The organism is Winogradskya consettensis, from assembly GCF_018332715.1.
In the GTDB taxonomy this organism is placed as follows: Bacteria; Actinomycetota; Actinomycetes; order Mycobacteriales; family Micromonosporaceae; genus Actinoplanes; species Actinoplanes consettensis.
Genome location: NZ_BOQP01000052.1, coordinates 192,361 through 212,654, shown reverse-complemented (window position 1 = coordinate 212,654; position 20,294 = coordinate 192,361). Strand labels below are relative to the sequence as shown.

The 20,294-nt window shown below is 69.1% G+C and carries 21 protein-coding genes; 16 read left to right on the top strand and 5 right to left on the bottom strand.

Translation table 11 applies throughout. The annotated features are described in order from the left end of the window. The 6 genes from hemL to ccsB are packed head-to-tail and all read left to right on the top strand — an operon-like array spanning position 1 to position 6,009. Positions 1-1,353: a glutamate-1-semialdehyde 2,1-aminomutase gene (gene hemL / locus Aco04nite_RS42065; RefSeq protein ID WP_213002757.1), complete on the top strand. Its 1,353-nt coding sequence runs from the start codon at positions 1-3 to the stop codon at positions 1,351-1,353. After that, positions 1,350-2,009 (top strand): histidine phosphatase family protein, encoded by a 660-nt coding sequence (locus tag Aco04nite_RS42060; RefSeq protein ID WP_213002756.1) that lies wholly within the window; start codon positions 1,350-1,352, stop codon positions 2,007-2,009. Before hemL ends, Aco04nite_RS42060 begins: the two co-directional genes overlap by 4 nt. Positions 2,010-2,064: 55 nt before the next feature. Then, positions 2,065-2,628: a TlpA family protein disulfide reductase gene (locus Aco04nite_RS42055; RefSeq protein WP_213002755.1), complete on the top strand. Its 564-nt coding sequence runs from the start codon at positions 2,065-2,067 to the stop codon at positions 2,626-2,628. Then, positions 2,628-3,422, top strand: a complete 795-nt coding sequence (locus Aco04nite_RS42050; protein ID WP_213002754.1) for a cytochrome c biogenesis CcdA family protein — start codon at positions 2,628-2,630, stop codon at positions 3,420-3,422. The genes Aco04nite_RS42055 and Aco04nite_RS42050 overlap by 1 nt, the downstream gene beginning before the upstream one ends. Beyond that, positions 3,419-5,029 carry a cytochrome c biogenesis protein ResB gene (resB, locus tag Aco04nite_RS42045; RefSeq protein ID WP_213002753.1) on the top strand — a complete coding sequence of 537 codons (1,611 nt, stop codon included), beginning with the start codon at positions 3,419-3,421 and terminating at the stop codon, positions 5,027-5,029. Before Aco04nite_RS42050 ends, resB begins: the two co-directional genes overlap by 4 nt. Next, positions 5,029-6,009 carry a c-type cytochrome biogenesis protein CcsB gene (ccsB, locus tag Aco04nite_RS42040; RefSeq protein ID WP_213002752.1) on the top strand — a complete coding sequence of 327 codons (981 nt, stop codon included), beginning with the start codon at positions 5,029-5,031 and terminating at the stop codon, positions 6,007-6,009. Before resB ends, ccsB begins: the two co-directional genes overlap by 1 nt. A 7-nt stretch (positions 6,010-6,016) precedes the next feature. Here ccsB and Aco04nite_RS42035 read toward each other — a convergent pair whose 3' ends face one another. Beyond that, complete coding sequence (locus tag Aco04nite_RS42035; RefSeq protein ID WP_244876688.1) at positions 6,017-6,877, bottom strand: hypothetical protein; 861 nt, start codon at positions 6,875-6,877, stop codon at positions 6,017-6,019. A 145-nt stretch (positions 6,878-7,022) separates the two neighbouring features. On the opposite strand from Aco04nite_RS42035, the gene Aco04nite_RS42030 reads away from it, so the two are divergent. From Aco04nite_RS42030 to Aco04nite_RS42010, 5 genes are read left to right on the top strand one after another with little or no spacing between them, the layout of a single operon-like run. Then, positions 7,023-8,474, top strand: coding sequence for a menaquinone biosynthesis decarboxylase (locus tag Aco04nite_RS42030; RefSeq protein WP_213002751.1), 1,452 nt, complete (start codon positions 7,023-7,025; stop codon positions 8,472-8,474). Further along, positions 8,471-9,367 (top strand): menaquinone biosynthesis prenyltransferase MqnP, encoded by an 897-nt coding sequence (mqnP, locus tag Aco04nite_RS42025; RefSeq protein WP_213002750.1) that lies wholly within the window; start codon positions 8,471-8,473, stop codon positions 9,365-9,367. Before Aco04nite_RS42030 ends, mqnP begins: the two co-directional genes overlap by 4 nt. Positions 9,368-9,398: 31 nt before the next feature. Next, positions 9,399-9,926 carry a SigE family RNA polymerase sigma factor gene (locus Aco04nite_RS42020; RefSeq protein WP_213002749.1) on the top strand — a complete coding sequence of 176 codons (528 nt, stop codon included), beginning with the start codon at positions 9,399-9,401 and terminating at the stop codon, positions 9,924-9,926. Beyond that, a complete protein-coding gene (locus tag Aco04nite_RS42015) occupies positions 9,907-11,055 on the top strand; it encodes a hypothetical protein (RefSeq protein ID WP_213002748.1) in 1,149 nt (382 codons plus the stop codon). The genes Aco04nite_RS42020 and Aco04nite_RS42015 overlap by 20 nt, the downstream gene beginning before the upstream one ends. Positions 11,056-11,079: 24 nt before the next feature. Continuing rightward, positions 11,080-11,724 carry a UbiX family flavin prenyltransferase gene (locus tag Aco04nite_RS42010; RefSeq protein WP_213002747.1) on the top strand — a complete coding sequence of 215 codons (645 nt, stop codon included), beginning with the start codon at positions 11,080-11,082 and terminating at the stop codon, positions 11,722-11,724. Here the strand turns inward: Aco04nite_RS42010 and Aco04nite_RS42005 are convergent. After that, positions 11,697-11,978 (bottom strand): BldC family transcriptional regulator, encoded by a 282-nt coding sequence (locus Aco04nite_RS42005; protein WP_213002746.1) that lies wholly within the window; start codon positions 11,976-11,978, stop codon positions 11,697-11,699. The two genes, Aco04nite_RS42010 and Aco04nite_RS42005, sit on opposite strands and share 28 nt — an antisense overlap. Positions 11,979-12,210: 232 nt before the next feature. Here Aco04nite_RS42005 and Aco04nite_RS42000 point away from each other — a divergent pair, with 232 nt between their 5' ends. The 3 genes from Aco04nite_RS42000 (at position 12,211) to Aco04nite_RS41990 (ending at position 15,369) form a co-directional block, all read left to right on the top strand. Next, positions 12,211-12,666: an Lrp/AsnC family transcriptional regulator gene (locus tag Aco04nite_RS42000; protein WP_203836808.1), complete on the top strand. Its 456-nt coding sequence runs from the start codon at positions 12,211-12,213 to the stop codon at positions 12,664-12,666. Beyond that, positions 12,663-13,742: an L-cysteine desulfhydrase Cds1 gene (cds1, locus tag Aco04nite_RS41995; protein WP_213002745.1), complete on the top strand. Its 1,080-nt coding sequence runs from the start codon at positions 12,663-12,665 to the stop codon at positions 13,740-13,742. The genes Aco04nite_RS42000 and cds1 overlap by 4 nt, the downstream gene beginning before the upstream one ends. Before the next feature lie 295 nt (positions 13,743-14,037). Beyond that, positions 14,038-15,369: a gluzincin family metallopeptidase gene (locus Aco04nite_RS41990; protein ID WP_213002744.1), complete on the top strand. Its 1,332-nt coding sequence runs from the start codon at positions 14,038-14,040 to the stop codon at positions 15,367-15,369. Between the two features lie 6 nt (positions 15,370-15,375). Here Aco04nite_RS41990 and Aco04nite_RS41985 read toward each other — a convergent pair whose 3' ends face one another. From Aco04nite_RS41985 to Aco04nite_RS41975, 3 genes are all read right to left on the bottom strand, one after another. Then, positions 15,376-15,996 carry a putative glycolipid-binding domain-containing protein gene (locus Aco04nite_RS41985; protein ID WP_213002743.1) on the bottom strand — a complete coding sequence of 207 codons (621 nt, stop codon included), beginning with the start codon at positions 15,994-15,996 and terminating at the stop codon, positions 15,376-15,378. Positions 15,997-16,150: 154 nt separating this feature from the next. Continuing rightward, positions 16,151-18,097 (bottom strand): DEAD/DEAH box helicase, encoded by a 1,947-nt coding sequence (locus Aco04nite_RS41980; protein WP_244876687.1) that lies wholly within the window; start codon positions 18,095-18,097, stop codon positions 16,151-16,153. Between the two features lie 241 nt (positions 18,098-18,338). After that, the gene (locus Aco04nite_RS41975) at positions 18,339-18,563 is read right to left on the bottom strand and encodes a hypothetical protein (RefSeq protein ID WP_213002742.1); all 225 of its coding nucleotides are present in this window, start codon (positions 18,561-18,563) and stop codon (positions 18,339-18,341) included. 226 nt (positions 18,564-18,789) lie between these two features. Here Aco04nite_RS41975 and Aco04nite_RS41970 point away from each other — a divergent pair, with 226 nt between their 5' ends. Continuing rightward, positions 18,790-19,137, top strand: coding sequence for a hypothetical protein (locus Aco04nite_RS41970; RefSeq protein ID WP_213002741.1), 348 nt, complete (start codon positions 18,790-18,792; stop codon positions 19,135-19,137). Between the two features lie 189 nt (positions 19,138-19,326). Beyond that, positions 19,327-20,244, top strand: coding sequence for a hypothetical protein (locus Aco04nite_RS41965; protein WP_213002740.1), 918 nt, complete (start codon positions 19,327-19,329; stop codon positions 20,242-20,244). Positions 20,245-20,294: the final 50 nt, after the last annotated feature.

The window sequence follows — 20,294 nt, the reverse complement described above, 5'->3', positions numbered from 1 at the left end:
ATGAGAGGCGCTGTGACCACCTCATACCGCACCGAGGGCACGCCTTATCCGCAGGATGCTCCGGTTTCCCAGGCACTGTTCGACCGCGCCAAGGTCATCATTCCCGGCGGGGTCAATTCACCCGTGCGTGCCTTCCATGCCGTGGGCGGCACGCCCCGGTTCATGACCGAGGGCTCCGGAGCATGGCTCCTGGACGCCGACGGGCGGCGTTATGTCGACCTGGTCTGCTCCTGGGGGCCGATGATCCACGGCCAGGCACACCCCGAGATCATCGCCGCGGTCCAGGCCGCGGCGGCTCGCGGGACCAGTTTCGGTACGCCCACCGCGGGCGAGGTCGACCTGGCCGAGGAGATCGTCCGGCGGACCCCCGTCGAGCAGGTCCGCCTGGTCAATTCGGGCACCGAGGCGACCATGACCGCGATCCGGCTGGCCCGGGGCTTCACCGGCCGCTCCAAGATCGTGAAGTTCGCCGGCTGCTACCACGGTCACGTCGACGCGCTGCTCGCCTCGGCGGGCTCCGGGGTCGCCACGCTGGGGCTGCCTGATTCGCCCGGCGTCACCGGCGCGGCGGCCAGCGAGACCATCGTGGTGCCCTACAACGACATTGGTGCGGTCGAGCGGGTCTTCGCGGAGCAGGACGACATCGCCGCGATCATCACCGAGGCCGCCGCCGGGAACATGGGCGTCGTCGCACCGCGCGAGGGCTTCAACCAGCGTCTCGCCGAGGTAGCGCACGCCAACGGCGCCCTGCTCATCGTCGACGAGGTCATGACCGGTTTCCGGGTGTCCGCGGGCGGCTGGGCGGGTCTCGAGCCGGTCGACGCCGACCTGTTCACGTACGGCAAGGTCATGGGTGGTGGCCTGCCCGCCGCGGCCTTCGGCGGCCGCACGGAGATCATGTCCCGCCTGGCCCCGGCCGGTCCGGTCTACCAGGCCGGCACGCTCTCCGGTAACCCGCTCGCCTGCGCCGCCGGGCTGGCCAGCCTGCGCCTCGCCGACGATGCCGCCTACAAGCGTCTCGACGAGCTGTCGGCGACCATCGGCGCGCTCGCGTCCGCCGAGCTGACGACCGCGGGCGTCGCGCACCGGCTGTCCTTCGCCGGCAACATGTTCTCGATCTTCTTCACCGAGGTCGACGTCGTGGACTACGACTCCGCGAAGACCCAGGACGCCGGGGCGTTCAAAGCGTTCTTCCACGAAATGCTCAGCCGGGGCGTATATCTTCCGCCGAGCGCTTTCGAGTCGTGGTTCGTGTCGACGGCGCTGGACGACGCCGCCATGGAGACGATCGGTGCCGCCCTGCCCTTCGCGGCTCGGGCGGCGGCTGCTGCGGGGAGTAAGGCAAAAGCATGAGCGAAGAGCCGACAAAGACCACGGTGCATGTGCTGCGGCACGGCGAGGTGTTCAACCCGAGCAAGATTCTGTACGGCCGCCTGCCCGACTTCCACCTCTCGGAACTCGGCCGCCAGATGGCCGTGGCCGCCTCGGACTCGCTCGCCGGCCGCGACGTCACGCACGTGGTGGCCAGCCCGCTGGAGCGCGCGCAGGAGACGGCCGAGCCGTTCGCCGCGCAGTTCGAGCTGGAGACGGCGACGGACGTGCGGCTGATCGAGAGCGCCAACTTCTTCGAGGGCAAACGGGTGGCGGTCGGCGACGGCGCGTTCGGCAACCCGCGTAACTGGTGGGTGCTGCGCGACCCGATCACCCCGAGCTGGGGTGAGCCCTACCTGGTCATCGCCCAGCGGATGTTCGCCGCGCTGCAGGCCGCGCGGGTCGCCGCCGAGGGCCACGAAGCGGTCTGCGTCTCGCACCAGCTGCCGATCTGGACGCTGCGCCGCTACGTCGAGAAGAAGCGGCTCTGGCACGACCCCCGCAAGCGTCAGTGCGGGCTCGCGAGCCTCACCTCGTTCCGCTTCGAAGGCGCCAAGATCGTCGGAGTGGACTACTCCGAGCCTGCCGCAGCATTGGTGGCCATGTCGCCGGGTGCTCGGACGGCCAAGGGGGCATGACGGAGTGCACCGAGCGCAGCGAGGGCCGCGACGGCATGCCGAAGGCCTGCTCAGCATGACCGTGCGCCGGCTCGCCGCAGTCCTGGTCACCGCCGCTGTCGCGGCCGGTGCGTTGACCGGTTGTGGCAGCAAGAGCTGGGAGAAGGACTGCACGACCAGCAAGGACGGCGTCATCGAGTGCACGCCCGAGCAGCGCCCCCAGGCCCGCGAGGTGACCGGGGAGCTGCTCGACGGCGGCACGTACGACGTCGCCACCGACCGGGGCAAGGTTGTCGTGGTCAACTTCTGGGGTTCGTGGTGCAACCCGTGCCGGGCCGAGGCGGACGACCTCGAGCAGACCTATCAGGCCACCAAGGCGCAGAACGTCACGTTCATCGGGGTCAACTCGCGCGACGACCGGGATTCGGCGAAGGCGTTCGAGAAGGGCCGGGTCACGTACCCGAGCATCTATGACCCCAACGGCAACGTCGCGCTGAAGTTCGACGTGACCCAGGTCAGCACCCCGGCCACGCTGATCCTGGACCGGCAGGGCCGGATCGCCGCCGCGATCCGCAAGTCCACCACGATCGCCCAGCTGAAGCCGGTCGTCGAGCGGATCGCCGCCGAGGGGACCGGCTGATGGGTGAGACCTTCCACGACGTCGCTTTCAGCGGTCCGCTGCTGCTCGCGATCCTCGTCTCCGCGGCCGCCGGGCTGGTCAGCTTTCTCTCGCCCTGCGTGCTGCCGCTGATGCCCGGCTACCTGTCGTACGTGACCGGGCTGGCCGGCTCCGACCTGGACGACAAGGCCCCCGACACCGGTGGTGGTGTCGCCGTCCTGGAGCGCACCAGGACCAAGAGCAGGATTCTCGCCGGTACGAGCCTGTTCGTGCTCGGCTTCGCGGTGGTGTTCACGCTCATCGCGACGCTGGTGGCCGGGATCGGCACGACGATGCTGACCCACAAGCGGGCCCTCGACATCGTGCTCGGCGTGATCGTCATCGTGCTGGGCCTGGCGTACCTCGGCGTGGTCCCCGGCATGCAGCGCGAGTTCCGGATCGCCAAACTGCCCAGCGTCGGGCTGGCCGGGGCGCCGGTCCTGGGTGCGCTCTTCGCGTTGTCCTGGATGCCGTGCACCGGCCCGACCCTCGGCGCGGTCCTGACGCTGGCCACGCGCGAGGGGTCGACCGGGCGTGCGGTGGTGCTCGCGCTGGCCTACAGCCTCGGGCTCGGGATCCCGTTCGTGCTGTTCGGGCTCTTCTTCCGCCGGCTGCTCGGGGTCTTCAAGGCGATCCGGCGCAACAGCCGCTGGGTCACCCGCGTCGGCGGGGGGCTGCTCATCCTGGTCGGCGTCGCGCTGGTCACCGGCGGCTGGAACAGCTTCCTGATCTGGCTGCTCACGACGTTCAACTTCGACGCGGGGACCCTGCTGTGACCGTTGTCGAGGAGCGCCCCGTGCCCGCCGCGCCACCGCCGCCGCGCAAGCCCAACTTCGCCTGGAGCCTGCTGCGCAATTCCTGGCGCCAGCTGACGAGCATGCGTACGGCGCTGGTGTTGCTGTTCCTGCTCGCCGTCGCCGCGATCCCCGGCTCGGTGCTGCCCCAGCGGGCGGTCTCGCCGGAGAAGGTCACGGCCTACTACACCCAGCACCCCGATCTGGCCCCGAAACTGGAACAGATCGGTGGCTTCGCTGTCTACGCGTCGCCGTGGTTCGCCGCGATCTATCTGCTGCTGTTCACGTCGCTGGTGGGTTGCGTGGTGCCGCGGCTGCGTGACCATTTCCGCGCGCTCCGTACCGTACCCCCGGATGCTCCTAAGCGGCTCGAGCGGCTGCCACAGCATGCGGTCGTCGAGGAGCGGGCCGACGACCCGGCCGAAGCGGCGCAAGCCGCGGCTTCTGAACTGCGCAAACGGCGGTTCCGGACCAGGGTCCGCGAGCAGGGCGACGGCAGCTGGACGGTCTCCGCCGAGAAGGGCTACCTCAAGGAGACCGGCAACCTGTTCTTCCACTTCGCGCTGCTCACGGTGCTGGTCGGGGTCGGATTCGGGCACTGGTACGGCTGGCACGGCAACCGCATCCTCGTCGAGGGCAACGACCAGGGTTTCTGCAACTCGGTCACGCAGTACGACGAGTCCTCGCTCGGCCCCCGCGTCGACGCCGCTGATCTGCCGTTCTTCTGCCTGCGGCTGACCGACTTCCAGGCGGCGTACCAGACCACCGGCCAGCCGAAGAGCTTCGACGCCGACGTCGAGGTGCAGACGAAGCAGGACGGCCCGTGGAAGGCCCGGCACTTCACGGTCAACAATCCGCTGCGGTTGTCGCAGGCCAACGTGCATCTGCTCGGTCACGGCTACGCGGTCGAGCTGCGTTACACCGACCGCTTCGGCGCGCAGCAGACCAAGGTCGTGCCGTTCCTCCCCACCGACGGGCTGTTCACCAGCTCGGGTGTCGGCTCGTTCCCGGACGTCAACATCGACCCGAAGACGAACAAGCGCGATGTCAACCTGCAGGTCGGCTTCGAAGGCGTGTTCGTGCCGACGGTCGACCCGGCGGGCGGCGCCACCTCGGTCTTCCCGGCGGAGAACAACCCCGCCCTCTTCCTCACCGCCTACCGCGGTGACCTGGGCGTCGAGGTCGGCAACCCCGGCTCGGTCTACTCGCTCGACCAGGGCCAGATCGCCAACGGCGAGCTCAAGAAGGTCAGCGGCGACCGTCCGCAGCGCCTGACGCCGGGCCAGTCATGGACGCTCGACGACGGCACCAAGGTCGAGTTCCTGGCCACCCGCCCGTTCGCGACGCTTGCCGTCCGCTACGACCCCACCGCGACGCTGGTGCTGGCCGGCGCGGTCGTCGGGCTGCTCGGCCTGATGCTGTCGCTGGGCGGGCATCGCCGCAGGTTGTGGTTCCGGATTTCGCCACGGGACGGGTCCGGTAGTTTGATGGAGGCCGGCGGCCTGCCCCGCACCGACTACCCGGGCTTCGCTGAGGAGTTCGGCCAGATCGTGGGGGCCGCTCGCGGTCCGGATGGAGGGACGCCCTGATGGCGGAGTTGTCCAATCAGTTGATGGCCGTCACGGTGCTGTCCTACCTGGCAGCGATGGTCCTTTACGCCGCCGAGTATGCGTTCGGCAACAAGAGCCACATCGGTCGTGCGGCCCAGCGGCCGGCCCGGCAGCTGGTGGGTTCCGGGGCTCCGGTGCCTCCTTCGGCCGATGATGTTGAAGTTGAAGAGGCCCCGGCCCCCGCTGTGCGCGACCGTGGCGTCCTGCTCGGACGGATCGCGGTCGGGTTCAACTGGCTGGCGTTCGCGCTGCACCTCGGCACGGTGGTCACCCGCGGCATCGCGGCGGACCGCATGCCCTGGGGCAACATGTACGAGTTCACGCTGACCGTCACGCTGGTCGGCTCGGCTGTGTGGCTCGGTGTGCTGACCCGCAAGCCGGAGCTGCGCCACCTCGGGCTCTTCGCGGCGCTCGCGCTGGTCATGCTGCTCGGCGCCGACGGGCTCATCGCGTACGCACCGGTCGGGCCGCTCGTGCCCGCGCTCAACTCGTACTGGTTCATCATCCACGTCTCGACCATCATCCTGGCCAGCGGCATCTTCCTCATCGGTGCCGTGCCGGCCGCGATGTTCCTGGTCCGGGCCGGTTACGACGAGGGCAAGCGCCGCTTCCCCTACTCGCTCGGCGCCAAGGTCCCCGAGGCCGCGCTGCTCGAGCGGCTGACCTTCCGGCTGCACGCCTTCGCGTTCCCGCTCTTCACGTTTGGCGCGCTGATCGCCGGTCCGATCTGGGCCGAGGCGTCCTGGGGCCGTTACTGGGGCTGGGACCCCAAGGAGGTCTGGGCGTTCATCTCCTGGATCGTCTACGCGAGCTACCTGCACGCCCGCGCGACCCCGAGCGTCAAGCGCACCGTCGCCACCTGGATCGCGATCCTGGGCTTCGCGACGATGCTGATGAACCTCTTCGGCGTCAACCTGTTCTTCTCGGGCCTGCACTCCTACGCCAACGCGGGCGGCTGACCGGGGGTCAGGGGTTGCAGCCCTCGACGCTCCAGGTGTCGAACTGGTTCACCCAGTCCAGGCAGTATTCGCTGGAGCGCTGGGTGTTGCCGCCGGTCACCGTGGCCACGTCGCTGCGCCAGTAGCGGATGTCGCCGTCGCCCGGGTCGCGGAGCTTCACGTTGTCCACCTCGGCCCGGGGGACCCGCAGGCTGACCGGGTTGTCCTCGTCGACGTGCACCTCGACGTACTGCTCGACGTACGCGCTGGAGCCGATCGGCAGCTTCTGGGTGGTCAGCAGGTTCCAGCTGTCGTTCCACCAGAGCCAGGCCTGCCAGACGTTGTCGCCGTCGGTGTGCACATCGATCCAGACTCGGCTGCCCGACTTCAGCTTGTACTGGTCGTAGAACTGCCAGGTGTTCGTGTTCGTGTTGAACGTGTAGATGCGCTGGCGGCCCTTGCCGGACCAGCCCGTCTCCGCCCAGCCGGCCTCCAGCCAGGCGAGCTTGCCGCCGCCGAGGTCGCGCTTGACGAGGAAGCGGCTGGCCAGGAAGTCGTACGTGCCGGGCCGGACGGCGCCGTTGACGACCTGCATCCGGCCGTAGACCCCGCGCCAGACGCCGGCCGTGCCCGCACCGAGGTGGTGGTAACCCGCCGTTGTCCTCGCCCCCGCCGCCCGGCTCATCCGCCCGAGCTCGACCCGCGGCGGAGTGGCCCGGCACGCCTTCGGTGCCTTGGTGCTGGGCGCGCTGGTCGGCGCCTTGGTCGACGCGGAGCCGGTCTTGCACGTCGGCAGCTTCCCGGGGGCGGCCGTCGCCGGGACCGCCACTCCCAGGGCCGCGACGAGGCCTGTGAGGGCGCACCACCGTGCCAGAGAACGGAACTTCACGTCGTCCACCTCGCCCTCCCGTGGCTTTCGAAACCGAACCCTTGGCTCAACGGGCAAAGCGATCTTCGGGTGACGGCTGGAAGTGCGACGTACGTCTACCCCGCCTGACGGTCCCGCGGCGCGTGCGAGTGGAAGACTGGGGGACATGGCTGCTCCGTTTCACGATCTGCAGAGCTTCATCTCGGCCCTGGAAGCGGCCGGCGAGCTGCGCCGGGTGAAGGTGCCGGTGGATCCCACGCTGGAGATCAGCGAGATCGTGACGCGCACGGTCCGGGCCGGCGGCCCCGCCCTGCTCTTCGAGCGTCCCACCCGTGGCGACATGCCGCTGGTCATCAACCTTTTCGGCACCGAGAAGCGGATGGCGATGGCGCTCGGCGTCGACTCGCTCGACGACGTCGGCGACCGGATCGGCTCGCTGATCAAACCGGAGCTGCCGGTCGGCTGGTCCGGGATCCGCGAGGGCCTCGGCAAGGTCCTGCAGCTCAAGTCGCTGCCGCCGAAGAAGGTCAAGGGCGCGCCCTGCCAGGAGGTCGTGCTCAAGGGTGACGAGGTCGACCTCGACCTGCTGCCCGGATTGCAGGTGTGGCCCGGCGACGGCGGCATCTTCCACAACTTCGGGCTGACCCACACCAAGCACCCCGAGACCGGTAAGCGCAACCTCGGCCTCTACCGGCTGCAGCAGCACTCGAAGAACACGCTGGGCATGCACTGGCAGATCCACAAGGATTCCACCGCGCACCACGCGGTCGCCGAGCGGCTCGGGCAGCGGCTGCCCGTGGCCATCGCGATCGGCTGTGACCCGGTGGTCACCTACTCGGCCAGCGCCCCGCTGCCCGGTGACATCGACGAATACCTTTTCGCCGGCTTCCTGCGCGGCGAGCGGGTCGAGATGGTCGACTGCCTGACCGTGCCGCTGCAGGTCCCCGCCGAGGCGCAGATCGTGCTGGAGGGTTACCTGGAGCCGGGGGAGCGGGCGCCCGAGGGGCCGTTCGGCGACCACACCGGCTTCTACACCCCGGTCGAGCCCTTCCCGGTGCTGCACATCGAGTGCATGACCATGCGCAAGAAGCCGATCTACCACTCGATCGTCACGTCGAAGCCGCCGCAGGAGGACCACGGCCTGGGCAAGGCCACCGAGCGGATCTTCCTGCCGCTGCTGCGCATGATGATCCCGGACATCGCCGACTACGACATGCCCGCCGCCGGTGTCTTCCACAACTGCGTGATCGTGTCGATCCGCAAGCGCTACCCCAAGCACGCCCAGAAGGTCATGAACGCGATCTGGGGCGCGCACCTGATGTCGCTCTCCAAGCTGATCGTGGTGGTCGACGAGGACTGCGACGTCCACGACTACAACGAGGTCGCGTTCCGGGCCTTCGGCAACGTCGACTACGACCGCGACCTCATGGTCACCCAGGGGCCGGTCGACCACCTGGATCACGCTTCCTACCAGCAGTTCTGGGGCGGTAAGGCGGGGCTCGACGCCACCCGTAAGCTGCCCGGTGAAGGGTATTCACGCGGGTGGCCGGAGGAGATGACCATGTCGCCCGAGGTGACCGCCCTGGTGGACAAGCGCTGGAAGGAATACGGCATATGACGGCGGTGGCCTCCGCGCCCGAGAAACCCGGCAAGATCAAGGCTTTCCTGCGGCTCGTCGCGATCGAGCACTCGGTCTTCGCCCTGCCGTTCGCCTATCTTTCCGCGCTGGTCGCGATGGACCGCGCGGCGACCGGGGTGCACTGGCTCGATCTGCTGCTGGTCACGATCGCGATGGTCTCCGGGCGCACGTTCGCCATGGCCGCCAACCGGATCCTCGACCGCAAGATCGATGCGCAGAATCCGCGTACGCGCAATCGTGAGCTGGTCACCGGGGCCGTGAGCGTGCGGACGGCCTGGACCGGCGCCGTGGTCTCCCTGGTGGTGCTGTTCCTCGCCGCGGGCCTGCTCAACTGGCTCTGTCTGGTGCTGTCGCCGCTCGCCGTGATCCCGCTGATCGTCTACCCCTACGCGAAGCGCTTCACCAACTTCCCGCACTACGTGCTGGCGCTGGCGCAGGCCGTGGCGCCGGTCGGTGCCTGGCTGGCGATCACCGGCACGTTCGCAGGCTCGGGCCCCGCGTGGCTGCTCGGTGTCGCGGTCGGCCTCTGGATCGGCGGCTTCGACATCATCTACGCCTGCCAGGACGTCGACATCGACCGGAAGATCGGCGTGCACTCCACTCCGGCCCGGTTCGGGGTCCGCACCGCCCTGCACATCTCCACGGTCACCCACGTGGTGACGTTCGCGCTGTTCGTGTGGTTCGGCCAGCTCGTCGGCCTGAGCTGGCTCTGGTGGATCGGTCTGGCGCTCACCGCCGCCGCCTTCGTCTACCAGCACATCGTCGTCACGCCGAACGACCTGTCGAAGGTCAACCGGGCATTTTTCACCGCGAACGGCTTCGTCGGCATCGCGCTCTTCGTCTTCGCGCTCCTCGACCTGAGTTTGTTGTAACCCCCGGCACCACTTGCTCCGTCTAGTTGCTGTGAGCGACAGAGATACGGAGTTCAGAAACTTCGTCACCGCGCAGATGGAGCCGCTGCGCGGGCTTGCCTACCTCACGTGCGGTGACTGGCAGGCAGCCGAGGACGCGGTCCTCACGGTGCTGGCCAAGCTGTATGTGAAGTGGCGGCGCATCGACAATCCGGGCGCCTACGCGCGTACGGCCGTGGTGCGCGCTGCCATCGATGAGACCCGGCGTCCCTGGTGGCGGCGTGAGCACGCGCAGAGCGACGCCATGCCCGACCGGGCTCATCCCGTCGACGCCACCAGCTCGGTCGACGAGCGGCTGCGGATCCGGGCAGCCCTGCAGAAGGTGCCGGCGCGCCTGCGTGCCGTGCTGACCCTGCGCTACCTCGAGGGGCTCAGCGTCCAGGAGACCGCCGAGGCCCTGGGCTGCCCCGAAGGAACCATCAAGAGCTACACCTCGCGCGGCCTCGAGGCCCTGCGCAACGTCCTCGGTGCCGAGGTCTTCGTCAACAAGGAGAACCATCGTGAAGCACGAGCTGTCTGACATGTTGCAGGACGCGAAGTCGGATGCGCCGGCCCCTCGCTACACGGTTGAGGACGCGCTGGCCGCCGGGCAGAAGCGGCAGCGGCAGCGTCGCGCGCTCTGGGCGGTGTCGGGCTCCGCCGCCGTGGTACTCGCCGTGGCCGGGGTCGCAGCGATCCCGCAACTGCTGCCCAGCAACGAAAAGGGCTCCCCCGCGCCCGCCGCCGCGCCCGTCACCGCTGGTAAGCCTGCCGCGCCCAAGGCCTTCGCCTACCCGGCGGATGCCTTCACCGGGAACATCGAGAGCTACAAGGTCGGCAAGCTGACCGTCTCGGACACTGTCCTGGTGACCCCCGGCTACCAGGTCGCCAGCGTCCTCGGCGCGGGCGAGGGCACCAAGACGATCGACCTCAAGGGCAAGTCGCACTCCTCGCCCAACCAGCTCGGCAGCCTGGTCACCTATGCGAAGGACGCCTTCGACCCGAAGGTCGCCGAGAAGGGCACCGCGCAGAGCGTCGGCTCGCACTCCGGTTACTTCGTGGCCGGCGAGAAGGAGGGTACGGACCCGAAGAAGGGTGCGTCCTACTCCGAGACCACCCTGTCCTGGGAGTACGCCGACGACTCCTGGGCCGTCATTTCCGTCTCCGGCGCCGCGAAGGTCACCGCGGCCGACCTGGCCAAGCTCGGTGCGGGCCTGAACGCCGGCCCGACGGAGCCCACGAAGGTCAACTTCAAGCTCGGCTACGTGCCCGAGGGCTACACGCTGTCGGCCGCCGGTCGCACCGACGACGGGCTCACCGCTCCGATGGTGGGCAAGTCGTACGTGCGGCTGCTGAAGGGCGACTTCCCGTACAAGAACCTGACCGACACCGTCATCGACCCGTACGCCGTCGGCGACCAGCAGCTCCCGGTGCTCTCGTTCACCGTCTACCCGGCGTGGGAGCAGAAGTACGAGGCTCCCGGCAAGACGCCGTACTGCCCGCAGGACAGCATCTGCTACCGCTACACCGATGACGGCAAGTACTTCATCGAGGCCAGCGGCGGCGGTTTCGTGTCCGACGACGAGCTGCGCAAGGTCCTGAACAATGTGACCTTCGCCAACGTCGAGGACTCGGCCACCTGGTTCGACGCCACGTCGGCCATCGGCTGACAAACCTGGGGCATGCTTTAGGGCATGCGTACGCCATGGATCGTCGGTGTGTCAGGAGCTTCCGGTACGCCTTATGCCAAGGCCGTGCTGGGCGCGCTCCTGGACGCCGGCGAGTCCGTGGACCTTGTCATCTCCAAGGCGGCCCGGCTCACCCTGCTCGACGAGACGGGTGCCAGCGTGCGGGACGCGCACTGGAAGGACGACGTCGGCGCCTGGCTCGGCCGTGACCTCGGATCCGCGGATCTGACCTACTGGCCGGCCAACGACCTCGCAGCCGGGCCGAGCAGTGGCTCGTACCCCGCCAAAGGCATGGCAGTGGTGCCCGCGAGCACGGCATCGTGTGCGGGCATCGCCATCGGGCTCTCGAAGGATCTGCTGCAACGCGCTGCCGAGGTCAACCTCAAGGAGCGCCGCCGCACGGTGGTCGTGCCGCGGGAGACGCCCGTGACCCGGAGCCACCTGGAGCACCTGATCGCCCTGCATGACGCCGGGGCGGTGGTGCTACCGGCCTCGCCCGGCTTCTACGGCGCCGGGGCCGAGGCCACCGCTCAGCAGCTGATCGATTTCGTGGCGGGGAAAGTGCTCGACGCCCTCGAAGTGCCGCACAGCCTCTCCGCGCGCTGGCGCGGAGAACTGAATGCTCAGCGCAGCCCGTTGGGTGGACCGTAACTGGTGCCCGGGTTGGTCGGACCCGCGTTACGAGGCCGGTTGTTGGCGTCGTCCTCGCGCATCTCCTCGACGACGGCGGCACCCTCACCCTCGAGCAGGGCTCGCACCTCCGACTCACGGAACCGGCGGTGGCCACCCGGAGTGCGGATGCTGCCGATGCGGCCCGCGGCCGCCCAACGCGTGACGGTCTTGGGGTCCACCCGGAACAGCGCGGCAACCTCCCCAGGCGTCAGCAGTCGATCTCCTGTGTCCACGGCCCTCTCCTCGCGTCGTGTTGGAGCGCCGGTGGTCACGGTGAGTGTCGGCTTGCTCGATCGGGACGTAAAGCCATTAGAGCATCGGCCAAAACAGCAAGTCGCTGAAATGCGGAAAAAGCCCCGATTGCGACGTTGACCATTATCCTTGCCGGGCCGGGTGGTTGCCGATCGCTACTGGGCGTGAACCACCCGGACGGGTCCTCGGGGCCGCCCACTAACCTTTCAAGCCATGGACGCCATCGACCTGCGCCTGATCGACCTGTTGCGGGACAACGCCCGCTCGTCCTACGCGGAGCTCGCCCGGCAAGTGGGCCTCTCCGCGCCGGCCGTGCACGAACGGGTCGGCAAGCTGGAAACCGCCGGAACCATCCGGGCCTACCGCGCCGAAGTGGAGCCGGAGACGATCGGGCTCGGCGTCACCGCGCTGATCGGCATCATCGAGGACTCCGGTGCCGACACCGACGACGTTCTCGCCGCGCTGCGCGTCATGCCCGAGATCGAATCCTGTCATTTCATGGCGGGAGTGGAGTCGTACCAGCTCACCGTGCGGGTCGGCACCATCGCGGAATTGGAGCAGCTGATCGTGCGTATCAACCGGACACCGGGCGTCGCTTCGACCCGCACCGCGATCGCGCTTTCCACAAAATGGGAGAACAGGCCCCAACCGGGTCGTGAGGTCGCGTGAAACCGGTCGACCGCGACTGGGAACGCAACGCCATCTCCCTCGTGGAGGCTGACGCCAACCGTTCCGCGGACACCCATCTGCTGCCGTTCCCGCTGCCACCCTCCTGGGGCGTCGACCTCTATCTGAAGGACGAATCCTCACACCCGACCGGGTCGCTCAAACACCGGTTGGCCCGCTCCCTTTTTCTGTACGCGCTCTGCAACGGCTGGATCGGCCCCGACACCCCGATCGTCGAGGCATCATCGGGCTCCACCGCCGTCAGTGAGGCGTACTTCGCCCGGATGCTCGGCTGCGAATTCATCGCCGTCATGCCCGCTTCCACGTCGCCGGAGAAGATCTCGCTCATCGAATTCCAGGGCGGCAAATGTCACCTGGTCGACGACTCCACCACCGTTGTGGCGACGGCCCGCACCCTGGCCGCCGAACTACGCGGGCATTTCATGGACCAATTCACGTACGCCGAACGCGCCACCGACTGGCGGGGAAACAACAACATCGCCGAGTCGATCTACGCGCAGCTGAGCCTCGAACGGCACCCGATACCGGCGTGGGTCGTGGTCGGCGCGGGCACGGGCGGCACCAGCGCCACCATCGGGCGTTACGCGCGGTACCGCCGGTTCGACACGAGACTGTGCGTTGTCGATCCGGAGGGGTCCGCGTTCTGGCCGGCGTACCAGAATCAGGATTGGAATCTCTCGACCGGTCGCGGCTCCCGCATCGAAGGGATCGGCCGGCCCCGGGTCGAACCGTCCTTCCAGCCTGCGGTGGTCGACCGGATGGTGCAGGTGCCGGATGCGGGGTCCCTGGCGGCCATGCGCGCGGGCTCGGCGGTGCTGGGACGCCGTGTCGGGGGCTCCACCGGGACCAACCTGTGGGGAGCTTTCGGACTGATCTCGGAGATGCGCGCGCAGGGGGTGCGCGGCTCGGTGGTGACGCTGATCTGCGACGGCGGCGAACGGTACGCGGACACGTACTACTCGGACGACTGGGTGGCCGCGCAGGGGCTGGAGCTGGCTGCCCCCGCAGCCATGATCAGCGATTTTCTGTCCACAGGGATCTGGGCGGGGGCAGCCTGACCGGTCGGGTTCGTGGGAGGATCGTCGCGCAAAGGGATTCACGTTTCGAGGAGCATCCGTGCGCGATGGCGACGACGTCACCAACCCTGTTCCTCAGCAGCGTGCGCCTTTTGTCGCGGCGCCCATCTTCTCCTCCGGGCCCGCTCCTGTTTCTGACTCCATAGAGACGCCTGCGCCGGTCCCAGGTTTTGTGGCTGCGCCTGCGCCTGCGCCTGCGCCTGTCTCGGACTTTGTGGCTGGGCCTGCGCCTGTCTCGGATTTTGTCGAGGTGCGGGGGCCTGTTGAGTTGCATGAGATGCCGCCGCTTGCCCTTGTGCCGGGTGCGGTCCCGTTGCCGTTGCCCCCGGCGCCCAGGCGCCGCCGTGGCCTGCTGATCGGTGGCATCGTCGCGCTGATCGCGGCGCTGGCGGTGGCCGGCGGCGCGGTTTTCGTGGCCAACCGGGATTCCTTCGCGGCGCCCGCGGAAGCCGCCGCACCCACCAGGACCCGGCCGCCGACGACGCTCGAGTCCGCGACCGCGGCGCTGAAGACACAGGCCGCCGCCCTGATCCGCAACGACGAGAAAGCCTGGCTGGCGGCGGTCGACCCGGGGCAGGCAAAGCTGCGCGCCCGCTACAAGACGATGTTCCGGTCGCTGCGTTCCCTCGGCGTGACCGCGTTCGACTACCGGGCCTTCCGCGACCCAGACGGCGCCGACACGGCCAAGGGCGTCGACCTGGACGCGACGATCAGCTACTGCTTCACCGACAACGTCTGCCCGGCCGACGTCGACGCCAAGCCGACAATCGCCGCGAAACTCAAGCTCAAACCGGTCGGCGGGCAGTGGGTGATCTCGTCCTCGGCGCCGACCAAGAGCGAGGACGACGCACTCCCGACCCCCTGGGAGAGCGGAGACCTCGTCTTTTCCAAGGGCAAGCGCGTCACCCTCGTCGCGTTGCCCAGCGAGAAGAAGTACTTCAAGAAGCTGCTCCCGATCGCCGAGGCCGCCGCGGTGGTCAACGACCGTTTCGCCGGCATGGTGGGCAACCCGCAGAAGCGCTACCGGATCTACCTGGCCGGGGCCAAACAATGGACCCAGTGGTACGGCGGCATGGACGACAAATGGGTCATCGGCTACGCCATCCCGCTCAACGAGGCCGGCATGGACGTCGTGCTCAACATGCCCGAGCTGAAGTCCGACACCCGCCTGCTCGAAACGACTGTCCGGCACGAGCTCGGCCACGTGGTCACCCTCGGCGCTGCTGAGCGGACGTCCTGGACAGCCGGCGACATGTGGCTCAAGGAAGGCATCGCCGAATACATCGGCTGGTATCCCCAGCCCGCCACGGCCAGCTGGCGACGTTATTCGGTGAGCAAGGCGGTGCACGGCAGCAAACGCCCGAAATCAATCGCCGTGAACGCCCTGAAGGACAATGCCAGCGTCGAGGAGAGCGACGCCTTCTACGGCCTCGGCCACTTCGCCGCCGACTGCATGGCGAAGAAATACGGCCAGCAGGCGCTGTTCACGTTCGTGCGGCTGTATCTGCGCGAGGACAAGGACCTCGACCCGGCCTCCCGCGAAGCCTTCGGCAAACCGTTCAGCACGGTCGACAAGGCCTGCGTGGCGTGGATCCGCAGCAAAGCCTGATCCGCTCTACCGAAGCTTCGCCAGGCCGGGATAGTCGCGCACGAAACCCTCATCGTCGACGGTCAGATCGGCGCTGAAGGTCTCACTTGCGAATCGTACGGTGCCCTCACTGACCGCCGTGTAGATCTGGTCCGCCTGGACGACCTCCAGGCTGGGCAGCAGCACCCAGGCGACACTGATCCGGTGCGCGATCCCGGGCTCGGCTTTGAGCAGTCCCAACCGGCGGATCGGCAACGTGTTCGTCAACGGTGACCCGGTGAGATCGACGTCGTACGCCCCGGCCAGCAGATCCGTGTCCTCGGTGCCGGGCAGCCCCGCGCCGGCGTGCCCAGCGGCGGTCAGCGCGGCATCGAGATCACCCCGCTCGGAGGTGGTTATCCGCCACTGGCCACCCGTGGACTCCATCCGCAGGGTCCGCCCCCACCCGCCGCCCTCGGTGCTGACCTCGAGCGACGTGGTCACCCAGGAAGGATCGGTCCGAAGCTCATAGCGGGCCGTGTAGCCGATCGGATCCACCGCGAGCACGGTCCCGCGGGCGGCGAGCCCCGTCCGCGAATCGACCAGGGCGTGCTCGGCACCGACGGTGTCGCGGCGCTCCCAGAACAACGAGGTGGGTAAGGCAACCATGCCCTGCCCATACCCCGATCCCGCCCGTCTAACGCAGGACGGCCCCCGGCGTGCTGCCGGAGGCCGTCCTGTGGATAACTCTGTGGATCAACGCTCAGCTGCTGCGCTCAGCGCTTGGTGCCCAGTGCTCGTGCTTGGTGTTCAGTGCTGGTGCTCAGTGGGTGTGTGCCGGGCGGCCCGTCTGGAAGCGGCCGTTGCCCTGCTCGTTGCGGCCACCCTCGCGGCGGAAGCCACCGGTCGGGCGGTCGCTGATGTTGCGAGCCGGACGGTCACCGGTCGGACGGTCACCGTAGGTGCGCTCGCCGGTGGGGCGGTCGCTGTAGCTGCGCTCGCCCGCCGGACGGTCGCTGTAGCTGCGCTCGCCCGCCGGACGGTCGCTGTAGCTGCGCTCGCCGGACGGACGGCCACCGTAGCCGCGGTCGCCTGACGGACGGTCACTGGCATTGCGGTCACCGTAAGTGCGGTCGCCCGCGGGACGGTCACTGTAGGTGCGCTGGGGGCGGTCGCCACCGAACGAACGGTCACGGTCGCCGTAGGGGCGGGCCGGGCGGTCGCCGTAGCTGCTGCCACCACGCTCGCTGCCGCGCGAACGGTCGCCGTAGCCACCACGCTGGGGACGGTCACCGAACGAACGACGGGGACGGTCGCCCCGCTCGTTGCGCTCCGGCTCGATCTTGACCGGGATGCCACTGGGCTCGCGGGCACCGGTGATCTCGGCCAGGTTCTCGTCGCCCAGGCGGACCCGGACCTCGCCCGGCGTGACGCCGGCCTTCTGCATCATGGCCTGCGTGCTGCGACGCTGCTTCGGGAGAACCAGCGTCACGACCGCACCGGACTCGCCGGCGCGCGCCGTGCGACCAGCACGGTGCAGGTAGTCCTTCGGGTCCTTCGGCGGGTCGACGTGCATGACCAGCGAGATGCCGTCGACGTGGATGCCGCGGGCGGCGACGTCGGTGGCGACCAGCACGTTCGTGCGGCCTTCCTTGAACTCCGCCAGCGTGCGGGTGCGGACCCGCTGGGTCTTGCCGCCGTGCAGAGCGCCGGCGCGGACACCGACCGCCGCGAGCTGCTCGACCAGCCGGTCGACGCCCATCTGGGTGCGGGCGAAGACGATGGTCTTGCCCTCCCGGTTGGCGATCCACGACGTGATCGGGAACTTGTCGTGCGGCGGGATCAGCAGCAGGTGGTGCTCCATGGTGGAGACGCTCGCCTCGGACGGGTCCGTGGAGTGCGTCACCGGGTCGTGCATGAAGCGCTTGACCAGCTGGTCGACGTCGCCGTCGAGGGTGGCCGAGAACAGCAGCCGCTGAGCGTTCGCCGGGGTCTTGGCGAGCAGCTCGGTGACCTCGGGCAGGAAGCCCATGTCAGCCATCTGGTCGGCCTCGTCGAGGACGGTGACCTCAACGCTGTCGAGCTTGCAGGCACCACGCTCAATCAGGTCGCCGAGGCGGCCCGGGGTGGCGACGATGACCTCGACGCCGCGACGCAGCGCGTCCATCTGACGGTCATACGGCACGCCGCCGACGGCGGTCTTCAGGAAGACGCCGACCGAGCGGCCGAGCGGCATCAGCGCGTCGGCGACCTGCATCGCCAGCTCGCGCGTCGGCACCAGGATCAGGGCCTTGGGGTAGTGCGGCAGAGCGCGACCGCCCTGCGAGACCCGGGCCAGCAGCGGAAGGCCGAAGGCAAGGGTCTTGCCGGAGCCGGTCTGGCCACGGCCGAGCACGTCGCGACCGGCGAGCGCGTCGGGCATCGTCGCGGCCTGGATCTCGAACGGGGTGGTGATGCCCTCGCGGCTGAGCACGCGCACGAGCTCGGGCTGCAGGCCAAGGTCGGCGAAGCTCTTGGTGGCCTCGACGATCTCGATCTCGGCAGCGTCCTCGGCAACCTCGGCGGTCACGGTCGTGTCGGCCGGAGTCTCAGCAGTCACGGGCGCGGTGTCCTCGGTCTTGGGGGCGTCGGCGGTCTGCGCGCCGGAAGTCTGGGGGGTCTCCACCTCGGTGGCAACGATCTCGACGTCTGCGGTCGTCGGGTCGGCAGCGGGGGAGTCGGACTGGTCGAAAACGGACGGGAACGTGCTGGGATCAGCGAAAGTGGTCAAGAGAACCTCTCTACGGGGGCGCATGCTCGCGAATGGCCCGCCGCGGCTACGAGAAGCTCGCCGCTGAATTGCCCGCAAGAACGCCCGTGGCGTGCGCCTCGTGGGCACGCCAGGTCAATTACTGTCATCAGTGTACGGGTCAACGTCGTGGACACTGCCCGCATTCCGCGCCGGTAGTGGGCAGACTCACCCTCGGCGCAATCCCGCCAGCTTAGGGGCACAGCGCCCCCGCGACAACCGGTTACGAGAAAACTCCACCGATCATGTCGCTGAACGCATCGCCCACGGTGAAGAGGAAAGCCAGGCTCACACCGACCAGCACCAGCAGCACAACCACCATGGCCACGACCACCTTGACGTTGCCCTTGCGCTGCGTATCCGGGGTGTCCCGCCAGCCCTGAGCCAGGATGTGCCCGGTCAGCGAGCCGGAGTTGTCCACCGGGTTCATCGTCAGTGGCATCGTCATGTCAGCGGGCGCGTAATCCGCGAGGCCGCCGTACACGTGAGCATCGCCACGCTGCTGTGGCACCGACCCGCTTTGTCCGGAACCCGACCCGTACGTCGTCGACCCCCGGGAGGGGCCGCCACCCGGCCCGGACTGCTGTCCGAACGGCTGCCGAGAGCCGCCCGATGCATTTAACCCGAACGGAGCGGTCTCGTCCCCGGAGTGCCCCCCGGCCACCGACAACGGCATGGTCCGGTCGCCAGGCACGGACAGACCCGCCGCCGAGATCGGCATGGTGGTGTCAGCACCCGCCGCAGCCGACGGCAGCGCCATGGTCCGATCGGCCGCGGGCGTGGAGGACGCCGACGGCGGCAGCACAGAGGTGCGATCGGCGAAGTCCGCCGAACTGTGCGACTGCTGCCCGCTGTTCTGCCCGCTGCCCTGCCCGGCTGACTGGGCCGCGGTGAGTTGCGACCAGGCCGCAGCGGTCTCTTCGGCAGAAGGCACCGAGTTACGACTCGCCGGCGAGAACGGCCGACCGGACACCGGCGACGACGCAGGCCGAACCGGCGGCGCCGAATCAGCTCGCGACTGACCGAAAGGCGGTGCCGAGTTCGGAAAATCGGACGGCGTCGACGGGTAGTTCGCCGAACTGGACCGGCCCGCCTGCGACGGTGCCGCCGAGAACGGCATGGTCGCCTCACTGGCCGGCGCCGCCGTGGGCGGAACCGTGTAGGAAGGCAGGCCGGACGAACGGCTCGCGCTGGAAGGCAGCCCGGTGCCGTTGGCCGGAAAACCAGACCCGGAATCACCCGCCGCTGATGTCGCCGCTGATGTCGCCGGCGCCGTCGACGCCGCCGTCGACGGGAAGGACGGCATCGGCGGGATGGGCGAAGGACCCGGACCGGGAGGTACGGGCGAAGGCGTCGGAACCGGCGGCACCGGCGAGGGCCCGGGACGCGGCGCAGGAACCGGCTCAGGCATCGGTGGCACAGGCGACGGCCCCGGCCCCGGCGGAAGCGGGCTCGGCGGCGTCGGGCTCGGTGGCACAGGCGACGGCCCCGGACCGGGCGGAAGCGGGCTCGGCGGGTTCGGGCCGGGCGGCACGGGAGACGGCCCAGGACCTGGCGGGGTGGGCACGGGCGGGGTCGGCACGGGTGGGGTCGGCACGGGCGACGGCCCGGGACCCGGCGGGGTGGGCGCGGGTGGGCTCGGCTCCGGTCGCTGTGGCGTCGGGGGCTCGGTTGGGTCCGGAGTTTTCGGTTCCGGGCTGATCGGGTGCGGATGCCCCGGAGCGGGACTACCGGGCTCGGGCCGGGTCGGCTCGGGCTTCTCCGGCTGCGACCCCTCGGCACTGAACGACTGCGAACCCGCCGACTGTGAACCGGCCGGCTGCGGGTTTGAAGACTGCGGGGTCGAGGACTGCGAGCTCCGCGGCTGCGAGTTCGGGAGCTCCTGGCTCGAGGAATCCTGGCTCGAGGACTTCGGGCTGGACACCTCTGCGCTCGACAACGAGGTCGCAGGCTTCGGGCTCGATGGCAACGAGGTCGCAGGCAACGAGGTCGCAGGCAACGAGGTCGCAGGCAACGAGGTCGCAGGCAACGAGGTCGCAGGCTGGGGGGTCGCAGGCTGGGAGGTCGACGGGGTTCCCGTTGCTGGCTGCAGGATCGTTGGTTCGGAGGCTGCCGGTTCCGGGGCTTGAGCGGGGCGGGCGCCGTAGACCGAACCGCTGGTCCGGGTCGCGGGGGTCTT

Excerpts from the sequence above, each read along its gene's own strand:
- hemL (WP_213002757.1), top strand. The coding sequence starts at position 1 with ATGAGAGGCGCTGTGACCACCTCATACCGCACCGAGGGCACGCCTTAT.
- Aco04nite_RS42060 (WP_213002756.1), top strand. The coding sequence starts at position 1,350 with ATGAGCGAAGAGCCGACAAAGACCACGGTGCATGTGCTGCGGCACGGC.
- Aco04nite_RS42055 (WP_213002755.1), top strand. The coding sequence starts at position 2,065 with ATGACCGTGCGCCGGCTCGCCGCAGTCCTGGTCACCGCCGCTGTCGCG.
- Aco04nite_RS42050 (WP_213002754.1), top strand. The coding sequence starts at position 2,628 with ATGGGTGAGACCTTCCACGACGTCGCTTTCAGCGGTCCGCTGCTGCTC.
- ccsB (WP_213002752.1), top strand. The coding sequence starts at position 5,029 with ATGGCGGAGTTGTCCAATCAGTTGATGGCCGTCACGGTGCTGTCCTAC.
- Aco04nite_RS42030 (WP_213002751.1), top strand. The coding sequence starts at position 7,023 with ATGGCTGCTCCGTTTCACGATCTGCAGAGCTTCATCTCGGCCCTGGAA.
- mqnP (WP_213002750.1), top strand. The coding sequence starts at position 8,471 with ATGACGGCGGTGGCCTCCGCGCCCGAGAAACCCGGCAAGATCAAGGCT.
- Aco04nite_RS42010 (WP_213002747.1), top strand. The coding sequence starts at position 11,080 with ATGCGTACGCCATGGATCGTCGGTGTGTCAGGAGCTTCCGGTACGCCT.
- Aco04nite_RS42000 (WP_203836808.1), top strand. The coding sequence starts at position 12,211 with ATGGACGCCATCGACCTGCGCCTGATCGACCTGTTGCGGGACAACGCC.
- Aco04nite_RS41990 (WP_213002744.1), top strand. The coding sequence starts at position 14,038 with ATGCCGCCGCTTGCCCTTGTGCCGGGTGCGGTCCCGTTGCCGTTGCCC.
- Aco04nite_RS41985 (WP_213002743.1), bottom strand. The coding sequence starts at position 15,996 with ATGGTTGCCTTACCCACCTCGTTGTTCTGGGAGCGCCGCGACACCGTC.
- Aco04nite_RS41975 (WP_213002742.1), bottom strand. The coding sequence starts at position 18,563 with ATGACGATGCCACTGACGATGAACCCGGTGGACAACTCCGGCTCGCTG.
- Aco04nite_RS41970 (WP_213002741.1), top strand. The coding sequence starts at position 18,790 with ATGGTCCGGTCGCCAGGCACGGACAGACCCGCCGCCGAGATCGGCATG.